Origin of the sequence: Psychromonas sp. (genome assembly GCF_047632955.1) — a bacterium.
Taxonomy (GTDB): domain Bacteria; phylum Pseudomonadota; class Gammaproteobacteria; order Enterobacterales; family Psychromonadaceae; genus Psychromonas.
In genome coordinates, this window is record NZ_JBLIED010000069.1 from 1 (window position 1) to 8,952 (window position 8,952).

General features: G+C 38.4%; 9 protein-coding genes and 1 pseudogene. 7 read left to right on the forward strand and 3 right to left on the reverse strand.

What is annotated here, in order from left to right; all coding sequences use genetic code 11:
* Positions 1 to 691: aldehyde dehydrogenase family protein (locus ACJAZP_RS19305; RefSeq protein ID WP_415232375.1), on the forward strand; the 691-nt coding region annotated here is incomplete at its 5' end.
* Between the two features lie 963 nt (positions 692 to 1,654).
* Here ACJAZP_RS19305 and ACJAZP_RS19310 read toward each other — a convergent pair.
* The 3 genes and pseudogenes from ACJAZP_RS19310 to ACJAZP_RS19320 all read right to left on the reverse strand — a co-directional run.
* The gene (locus ACJAZP_RS19310) at positions 1,655 to 2,161 is read right to left on the reverse strand and encodes a hypothetical protein (protein ID WP_415232376.1); all 507 of its coding nucleotides are present in this window, start codon (positions 2,159 to 2,161) and stop codon (positions 1,655 to 1,657) included.
* A 517-nt stretch (positions 2,162 to 2,678) separates the two neighbouring features.
* On the reverse strand, positions 2,679 to 2,813 hold the full coding sequence (locus tag ACJAZP_RS19315) for a hypothetical protein (RefSeq protein ID WP_415232377.1): 135 nt from the start codon (positions 2,811 to 2,813) through the stop codon (positions 2,679 to 2,681).
* 301 nt (positions 2,814 to 3,114) lie between these two features.
* A pseudogene (locus ACJAZP_RS19320) lies at positions 3,115 to 3,635 on the reverse strand (IS66 family transposase); the annotation flags it as partial.
* Between the two features lie 1,286 nt (positions 3,636 to 4,921).
* Between ACJAZP_RS19320 and ehuA the strand changes: the two are divergent.
* The 6 genes from ehuA to ACJAZP_RS19350 form a co-directional block, all read left to right on the forward strand.
* Positions 4,922 to 5,689, forward strand: coding sequence for an ectoine/hydroxyectoine ABC transporter ATP-binding protein EhuA (ehuA, locus tag ACJAZP_RS19325; RefSeq protein WP_415232383.1), 768 nt, complete (start codon positions 4,922 to 4,924; stop codon positions 5,687 to 5,689).
* A gap of 76 nt (positions 5,690 to 5,765) precedes the next feature.
* Entirely contained in the window at positions 5,766 to 6,626 is an 861-nt protein-coding gene (gene ehuB, locus ACJAZP_RS19330) for an ectoine/hydroxyectoine ABC transporter substrate-binding protein EhuB (protein ID WP_415232378.1), read from the forward strand.
* Between the two features lie 81 nt (positions 6,627 to 6,707).
* Positions 6,708 to 7,409, forward strand: coding sequence for an ectoine/hydroxyectoine ABC transporter permease subunit EhuC (gene ehuC, locus ACJAZP_RS19335; protein ID WP_415232379.1), 702 nt, complete (start codon positions 6,708 to 6,710; stop codon positions 7,407 to 7,409).
* Positions 7,410 to 7,412: 3 nt separating this feature from the next.
* Positions 7,413 to 8,081 (forward strand): ectoine/hydroxyectoine ABC transporter permease subunit EhuD, encoded by a 669-nt coding sequence (ehuD, locus tag ACJAZP_RS19340; protein WP_415232380.1) that lies wholly within the window; start codon positions 7,413 to 7,415, stop codon positions 8,079 to 8,081.
* A 45-nt stretch (positions 8,082 to 8,126) separates the two neighbouring features.
* The gene (locus ACJAZP_RS19345) at positions 8,127 to 8,384 is read left to right on the forward strand and encodes a hypothetical protein (RefSeq protein ID WP_415232381.1); all 258 of its coding nucleotides are present in this window, start codon (positions 8,127 to 8,129) and stop codon (positions 8,382 to 8,384) included.
* Between the two features lie 167 nt (positions 8,385 to 8,551).
* The coding region (locus ACJAZP_RS19350) for a TSUP family transporter (RefSeq protein ID WP_415232382.1) at positions 8,552 to 8,952 on the forward strand (401 nt) is incomplete at its 3' end.

Below are 8,952 nucleotides of genomic sequence, written 5' to 3' on the forward strand. Positions count from 1 at the left end.
TGATGATGTTGATATAGAAAATGCGGTATCAGCAGCCATGTTAGCTAATTTTTATACTCAAGGCGAAGTATGTACAAACGGTACGCGCGTGTTTGTTCAGCAGGATATTTACCCACAATTTATTAAAAGCCTTGTTGAGCGTACCGAGCAAAATATTGTCTGCGGCGATCCGATGAACCCAGACACTAATTTTGGTGCACTTATTTCAAAAGATCATCATCAGAAAGTGCTCGACTACATTGAGATTGGTAAAGCTGAGGGTGCAACCCTACTGACTGGCGGTAAAGCACTACACCCCGAAAATTCGCCCCACGGTTTCTTTATTGCTCCGACTATTTTTACCGACTGCACTGACGAAATGACCTTGTCTAAAGAAGAGATCTTTGGCCCAGTTATGTCAGTACTTACTTTCAAGGATGAAGACGAAGTTGTGCGACGCGCAAATAATACCCATTTAGGATTAGCAGCAGGCGTGTTTACACAAGATATAACCCGTGCTCATCGGGTAACACATCAGCTGGAGGCGGGTATCTGCTGGATTAATGCTTATGGTCCATCACCTGCGGAAATGCCCGTCGGCGGTTATAAAATGTCAGGTGTCGGGCGCGAAAATGGGAGTGAAACATTGAAATCATATACCCAGATTAAAGCAGTGTATGTTGGCATGCAATCAGTCGAAAGCCCATTTTAAGAAATGAACATAACTAAAGTCAATATCAACAATAAAAGATCAGAATATAAATTGACCTCAATACTCTTCTGTTAGGTTATTCAAAAAGAAATTTAAAAGCTTACTGTGAAACCAAGGTCAATGAAGACTTTGGTTTTTCACGATACTACTCCTGTTTACGTTACCGCTCAGGCTGTGTTCGCCGTGCATTCTTCCGCGGTGAAGATGTATTAACCGGTAGACCCTTCGGACTGTTTTTGGAGGCACCTAAATTAATTTGAAAAAATAGCCCAAGCGGAACCTGATATAAAAAAAGCTAGTCCCTATTTTTTGATAGTGTAAAACTTTTTCTTATCAATCAGAACTCACGTGAATTAAGAATACTAAATATTTTCAGACTGAATAATTGGCCAGTGGACTGCTTTTTTGGTTTAAGTCAAAAGACAATAGAGCCACTATAACCCCATTTTTTAAAATAATTTACCATTTAACTTAGTCCAACTTTGCTCCAAGGACTCGGACGGATTTAAGGCATTCACCTAAAATATAAGCCTGTCGGAAAGGCAAGAAAACTTTTGGCGAACTGATTGAATAGAGATTAATGACTCATTGATGCAAATATCTGCAGTGTTGATAAAACATTTTTTGCTTGGGTCTGTTTAAACAGCGAGTTCCTTCCCAGAACAGACTATTAGGCGCAATAAAAACTTTATATTAATTAGTTTTTCCTCTGTCATTTTAGTAGCAATGGGCTGCCACAGAATTACAGGCTATTATAATTGCCGGACGTAACGTATTCGTAAAAAACCTAAAGCAGCTAAACCTAACGCCACAATAGCTAAAAATAATCGATCAAAGACTTTGGTAAAACTTGTTATTCACCAATTTTTAAGAAACCTATCGAATTCAAGAAATGGTAATTGAGAATAGTTAGAAATCTGAGCTATATTCAAAAACCAATAATAGTCATTGCTGTCAGCAATACTAGCTCCCTTTAGACATCATTTCAGGAAATTCAATAGTTGCGGGAAACAAAGGAAAAGCACGATCATAAGCTGAATTATGGCCAATGGTTGCTATTGCAGAAACTTCAATTCCATTACAGCTTCTCAAGTAGGCTGTAAAAAATTCGTTAAGGACTTTATCATTTAGTTTATCTAAATCATTTTGATTTTCGAGTATAAAAGTCATGTATGAGCATTCTGAAACATTGAAAGACTTATTAAAGATGTTCGATTCAAATTGAATATAAAAATCCCCATAATAATCGTACCCATACCTATGTGGATCAACCCAGAAATTCCCTTTAGCTATATCAGAACTATAAATGTCACTTAAGTCATTCGTTTTCCGAACTGGTTTTTGAACGCCTTCAGAGGTAGAAGCATTATCTTGTGGTAGTTCATCTATCAATAGCCATATTTTAGACCAATTGAAATCAACACTTTGCATTATGACGGTAATTATCGAAATAAGAGCAAATTTAAACATATTCTTAAAGGAGCCTTTTTAAGTTAGGAGCAACAAGTTCATAGCACCATGACTACAATATATTGGCCTAGAAAACATAATGAAAAAAAACAGAAGTTTTATTTGAAACTATTAACACTTGAAACTCAATCCAAAACCTATGCTTAATTGCCACGTTTTTAATCACGACAATTGACATATCCATGTTTAAATTTAGTAGCTTTTTTTGAATCATACTATTTAAAATAGTGCCTGTAATATTGAAATTTAATGTAGGAACCACCGTCTGATTCTGATTATTTTTCTTTGCCCCAACTATGTTAATACTGTTATATCTGTTAGTTTGTAATTCAACTAGGAATTAGTAATAGTTCTGCAATAACTAATCCATACTTAGAAAAGCATTTAAAAAAACAATAGTTTATTAAATATTGCTGGAAGCATATGCCTTAGCGTGTAAAGATTATTTACAATTTTTCGAATTAACTGTCAATAATTATTACACCTCAGGATATTCTACATAAAGTTATTCAAAGCATTAATTGTCACCATGTTGAACTACTTTTAAACCCTCCTGTACGATGTAAGCGAATATTGACGCAAATTCATCATTGCCTTTATAGGTTACGCAGACACCTTCTTTATGACTGCCCGAATTGTTTATTGTTGGCATATCGGCATCGGTTAGTTATTTTCGTCTGTTAATGAAATTAGTGTAGTAATGATGTAGTTTAGAAGATAGATGCCCTCAGAAGATTTCTCTATCGACATCGCATTAGCCAAGTAAGATTTCTGCCAAAGTTATTAATGGCTTCGAAATCGTTTTCCCCGGACTGAATAAAGCGGGATAACTTTTGACGGTATCCGAATGTCGAATGTCATGTTGCAAAGGCGCTTTAATACCCAATGTTGTGCTGACACTGAGTCAGATATAAGTGAACGTCTTGCGAATAACACATGGTAGTGTTTTCGAACTATGTTAAGTCAACATTCCAGGACAGAGGATGGTCGATGCTATCAGGGTTCTTCGCTAGATCATCAAGTAGGCATTTGACGTAGCCAAATGGTATCAGCCCATTGGCTTTAGCTGTTTCGATTAGACTGCATAGGGCAGCACTGGCTTTGGCCCCATTTCTGCTATTGGCGAAAATACAGTTTTTCTGTCGATAACGAAGGGTTTGATGGCGCGTTCGGGGCGGTTATTATTGATGTTTAAATCGCCAAGGTCGATGTATCGGATGAGTTTTGGTCATTGCCGTAGACTGTACCCAATGGCTTCGCTGACGGCGGATTTGAGGCGCACTTGATTGTCGGATTTATCCAACCACGCTTTAAACTCATTCAATAGTGGTTTTGCCTGTTGCTGCCGAAGCAACTATTTTTTTGTCGCCATTTAGCCTTTGATTTCCTTTTCAATACGATACAGCTTTTGAATGTGGTTAACCGCCCAATCGGTTTTGTCGTAGCCAGCATAGCCATCGACTTGATGATAACCCTATTAGCCACGCAGATAGTCTTTAGCACAATGACCTGCCCGCGAGTTTTATTTTTTCTACATATTTTGAAATTATAGAAATAATATTTTGTGTTGACCGTACTGCTTTGTTTAATTCGACAGACTTGTCGAATTTTATAAAGACTTGATGCACGCCATATTTACTATTTTTATTTATACTTGGCTGTTTTCCACCCAGAAATACATAAGCACAGTCCGATGCGCAGAATCCTCCAGATAATGTATACACTGAGTTACTGCTTTCGGTTTTTGCGACATGTGTGTTAAATGCTTTGAAATGTATCTTCCCCAATTGTAAGCCTGTTTACATTTGATCCTCCTGATAAGTTTAGTGCTACCGTTGTGGCTTTAATTAGTTTTTTAGCATTCTCATCAATAAATATGTCGAAATTAGATACGGTTGTATCGGTAAATTCACCGTCAAACTTTATGATGATGCATCCGGTGCAGTTCGGCGTGCCTTGATGTAAAGTAAAAGTCATTGGGCTAGCATAGGTTGTAGTAGTACCTATAAAAAGGAGGGTCTTAATGAGTAGCAGTAGAAATATTTTTATTTTGCATTTGTGAATATAGTTCATCAAGTATCACTTTTTTAGTAGCGTGACTATCTTAACAATATGCATCAATATTGTGCGCAGTTATCTCAGCAGCTTGGATTAGAATTGAAGAATGTCTGTTCTAAATTATTATCAAAAAACCCATCGATTTCGCAGTGTATTTCTCAAGTCATTGAAAAGCATGCTATTATTCGATAAACATACTCATTATTTTAGTATATTTGTTCAACTAAATTTTAAAAAAACTTCTAATATAAATGAAAAAAATGTTTACTAGAATAGAAGCTTCAAGTAATGTTTTATATTCTGTCGTAAAAGAACTTCTTTGCGGCTCTTGGATCACTTAGACCAGAAACAATAAAAAATTGACTTATGTTGATTATTAGTATGTCTGTGAACCTAAATTCAGTATTAATTAAAAATGCATGGCTTGGCTCATTTAATTCTAATCAGTCAACATTTCAAGTTTGCAAATTACATTGTATTTTAACACCACATTTTAATGGCGTTACAAATAACAATACGAATGTTAGAAGTTTAAACATTAAGGTCTTGCTTGGGCCAAAATAAATTTAACTTCTGATTCTAACCTACCTATAAAATCTGGTACTTTAAGATTAGTAATAGTTATGGTAACTGTGAAGACATTACAGCTTCATTATTAAGATCTAAAAAGCCCTTGAATATTGACAAATTTGTATGAAAAAAATTATAGAATTTCAAAATGTGTCAAAGTCTTTTGGTGATCTTCAGGTCCTGAACAAACTTAACATGCATGTTAATAAAGGGGAAAAAATTGCCCTAATTGGACCCAGTGGTTCGGGTAAAACCACTATTTTAAGAATTTTAATGACTTTGGAAACAATCAACGCGGGACACGTCTTCATTGACAGTGATTATTTGTGGCATCAAAAAACTGCAAAAGGAATCATACCTGCGAGCGAAAAACACCTGCATCACATGCGCTCAAATGTGGGTATGGTATTTCAACAGTTTAATTTATTCCCTCACCTAGATGTAATGAATAACATTGTAGAGCCTCAGATACTTGTTAAAGGAAAGGATAAAGTCAACGCAACAGTTCAAGCGCAAAAGCTTTTAGCTCTCGTTGGTTTAGAAGAGAAAGCTCAACACTACCCTCACGAACTTTCAGGTGGTCAGCAGCAACGCGTTGCCATTGCTCGAGCCTTGGCATTAGAACCTAAAATAATGCTCTTCGATGAGGTGACTTCGGCTCTTGATCCAGAGCTTGTAGATGAAGTGTTAAACGTTTTACGAATTTTGGCCGAAGATACGGATACCACCATGCTGACAGTGACTCATGAAATGAACTTTGCCAGGGAGTTTGCTGATCGTGTATTGTTTTTTGATAAGGGGCAAATTGTTGAATCTGGCAGTCCAGAAGATATATTTACTAGGCCCAAAGAATCTAGGACACGCGGCTTTTTGAAAAAATTCATAAGAGATATCGTATAGGCTAAACAAATTATCAAGGAAAAAGTGATAGTCACTTTTACTGCTTTACCAACCATAAAACTAAAGAGAAAACCAAATGATTAAAGTTAATCTAGAAAAATGCTCACGCGTAATTGCGCTAGCAGCACTTACTGCAGGCCTAACTTTAGGAACTGTATCTACTGTGTCAGCTGGAACGTTAGATGATTTGCGCAAACAGGGTTATGCCACTGTGGCTGTTGCTAATGAGCCACCTTACAGTGACGTTAAAGGAGATGGTTACGTCACTGGTGCTGCGCCAGATGTAGCTCGAGCCGTAATGAAAAAATTGGGCGTTCCTGAGCTGCGGGCCAGTTTGGTTGGCTACGGTGCAATGATACCTGCGTTGATGGCTCGACGAGTTGACATGGCTACTTCAGGCCTTTACATCAAACCAAAGCGCTGTGAGTCAATCATCTATTCAGAGCCTGATCTTTGTGGTGCAGAGGCTTTTGCTGTTAAGAAAGGAAATCCATTTAATATCATGACCTATGAGGATATTGGCAACAACAAAGCAGTTACCATGACCACCTGTGCAGGGTGTGCTGAAGAAGCTTATGCATACGAGCGTGGCGTGACCAAAGAACAGATTAAGATTATGGCTGACCCAATGAGTGGTATTAAGATGCTGCAGCAGGGTCGAGTTGACGTATTCGCATTGTCTGGACTCGGTACAGTTGATTTATTGGAAAAAGCTAATGACCCTGACCTAGAAATTGTTATGCCAGTCAAAGGTGTACCAATGGGATGTGCTGGCGCTGCATTTAATAGCGACGATGACGATTTTCGAGATGCGTATGACAAAGCTCTTGCAGAATTGAAGTCGAGTGGTGAGTTTGCCAAAATTATTGAACCTTACGGTTTCTCAGCTGCAGCCACATTAGCCGTCAAACGTGACGACTTTTGCCCAGGCAACTAAAAATACCTACTATTTATAACGTTCCAAACTGGATGTAGCTCTTAGAGTAGGAGCTGCATCTGCATCCAAGGGTTGTTTTATATGGAAGCAATTTTTAAATATTTTCAAGAATCTTGGAGCTGGATTCTTGAATATTATCCAATCTTAATTCAAGGCACGATTACGACCATTGAGTTAACGTTAGCAAGTGCAATTTTGGCTTTAATCGTGTCATTTACGGTTGGGCTATCTAGGTTTTCTAGGCTTCGGGTGGTGAGGGTTGCTGCTGTTATTTATTTGGAGTTTTTCCGAGGCACATCAGCCATTGTGCAGATGTTTTTCATGTTCTTTGTGCTACCCCTGTTCGGGGTAACATTTCCAGCACTAGTCGCCGGTGTTTTGGCCTGTGGTCTTAATTTAGGCAGTTATGGGTCTGAAGTTGTCCGTAGCGCAATATTGTCAGTGAGTCGTGGACAACATGAAGCGGCGCTGTCTCTTAACTATACTAATTATCAACGCTTTAGATACGTGCTCATACCTCAATCTATTCCGGTGATGATTCCCACCTTTGGTAACCTTTTGATTGAATTACTTAAACTGACGGCAGTGGCCTCGCTGATTACTATTTCAGACCTAACCTTTATGGCCCAGATTGTTCGGTCACAAACTGCTTTAACTCTTGAACCATTTTTTGTCATCCTAGTCATGTACTTCATTATATCTTCTGTACTGGTTTGGTTTACCAAGTTTGCTGAACGCAAGTTCTCAAAAGGCCGTGATACGATCACGAGAGATGGGGTCTAAAACATGGATTGGAGTTGGAAAGTTGCTTTCGAAGTTCTACCATCGTTGTGGTTAGGGCTGATTGTTACAATACAAGCTGCTTTAGTAGGTGCTTTATTAGCCTATGTTTTGGGATTGTTACTAGCACTTTTAAAAATGTCTAAAACTTGGATTGTCGCTAAAACTTCTTATTGGACCTCAGAGTGTATTCGCCGAACCCCCTTGTTGGTTCAATTATACTTCCTATTTTATGTACTTCCAGATTTGGGTATCTTCTTATCGCCGTTCGCCGCTGGAGTCATTGGCTTGGGCATTCATTTTAGTACTTATACATCTGAAGTATACCGAGCTGGTATTGAAAATATTCCAAAGGGTCAGTGGGAAGCTTCCCGTGCTTTGAACTACAACGCTTATCAAACAATGAGGTTTGTTATTTTGCCGCAGGCCATTCCGCCAATGATTCCGCCTCTAGCTAATTACCTAATTACAATGTTTAAGGAAACGCCGCTTCTATCGGCCATAACAGTCGTTGAATTATTTGGTGCAGCAAACATCTTTTCGAACACCACTTATAAATTTTTAGAACCAATGACACTCGTTGGATTATTTTTTCTCCTCACATCAGTGCCAGCAGCCTATGCAGCCATGAGGTTAGAGCAGAGGTTCAAACCTAAAAATACTGGGGCTAGTTAAGCGCTTTAAAAATCAAATACTGATTATTAATAAAGTGGAGCCAGCATGATTAGTAAAGTAACTGAGTATGAAAAAAGAACGCTAACTTCTACTCATTGGGGCACTTATCGTGTTGAAAGTGAAAATGGAGTGCCTTCTGCGCTGTACCCTTTTGAGGAAGATCCGCAGCCATCTCCTACAGGCGATCCAATGCTAGAAACCCTTTCTGGGCCATGTCGTATTGATGCACCTGCGGTGCGGCGTATTTTCCTAGATCAACCCTTTACATATAATAGCCTTGGTTTTTCATCTTGTGACTTATAAATAACTGCTTTATCTAAATTCAAACTGCAATACACCCTCATGACAGTAGCGATATTTATACAGAGATCCAGATCTTTAATTATTAGCTTTTCCCGATGAGTTAATTGTTTGATTTCATCAAATTCATTTATGATGCCTGCTTTCGAGTAGCTCTGACCCATTCCATCATGACTGATCCCTATAGCCTCACTATGATCTTCTTTACCTTACTGCTAGCTGGCACTATTAAAGGAACTATCGGACTTGGTTTGCCTATGATTAGCGTTGGCGTGCTAGTCGCTACCTTCGATCTGACAACGGCAATGGCACTTGTTATTATGCCTGCTTTCGTGACTAATGTTTGGCAGGCAATCGTGGGTGGCAATGGTATGGTCATTCTCAAACGGTTGTGGCCTTTTCTATTTTTTGCTATCGCTACCGTCTGGATAGGCGCAATGGCGTTAACAACATTCAATACGGCTTACCTTTCGATTTTTCTCGGTATATTATTGTTGTCTTACTCGTCTCTTAACTTGATTGGGCTTCAATTTTTTATCCCACCACACCATGAAAAATGGATGGGGTTAAT

Coding starts and splice junctions, on each gene's coding strand:
- ACJAZP_RS19315 (WP_415232377.1), bottom strand. CDS start 2,813: ATGCCAACAATAAACAATTCGGGCAGTCATAAAGAAGGTGTCTGCGTA.
- ehuB (WP_415232378.1), top strand. CDS start 5,766: ATGATTAAAGTTAATCTAGAAAAATGCTCACGCGTAATTGCGCTAGCA.
- ACJAZP_RS19310 (WP_415232376.1), bottom strand. CDS start 2,161: ATGTTTAAATTTGCTCTTATTTCGATAATTACCGTCATAATGCAAAGT.
- ehuC (WP_415232379.1), top strand. CDS start 6,708: ATGGAAGCAATTTTTAAATATTTTCAAGAATCTTGGAGCTGGATTCTT.
- ACJAZP_RS19345 (WP_415232381.1), top strand. CDS start 8,127: ATGATTAGTAAAGTAACTGAGTATGAAAAAAGAACGCTAACTTCTACT.
- ehuD (WP_415232380.1), top strand. CDS start 7,413: ATGGATTGGAGTTGGAAAGTTGCTTTCGAAGTTCTACCATCGTTGTGG.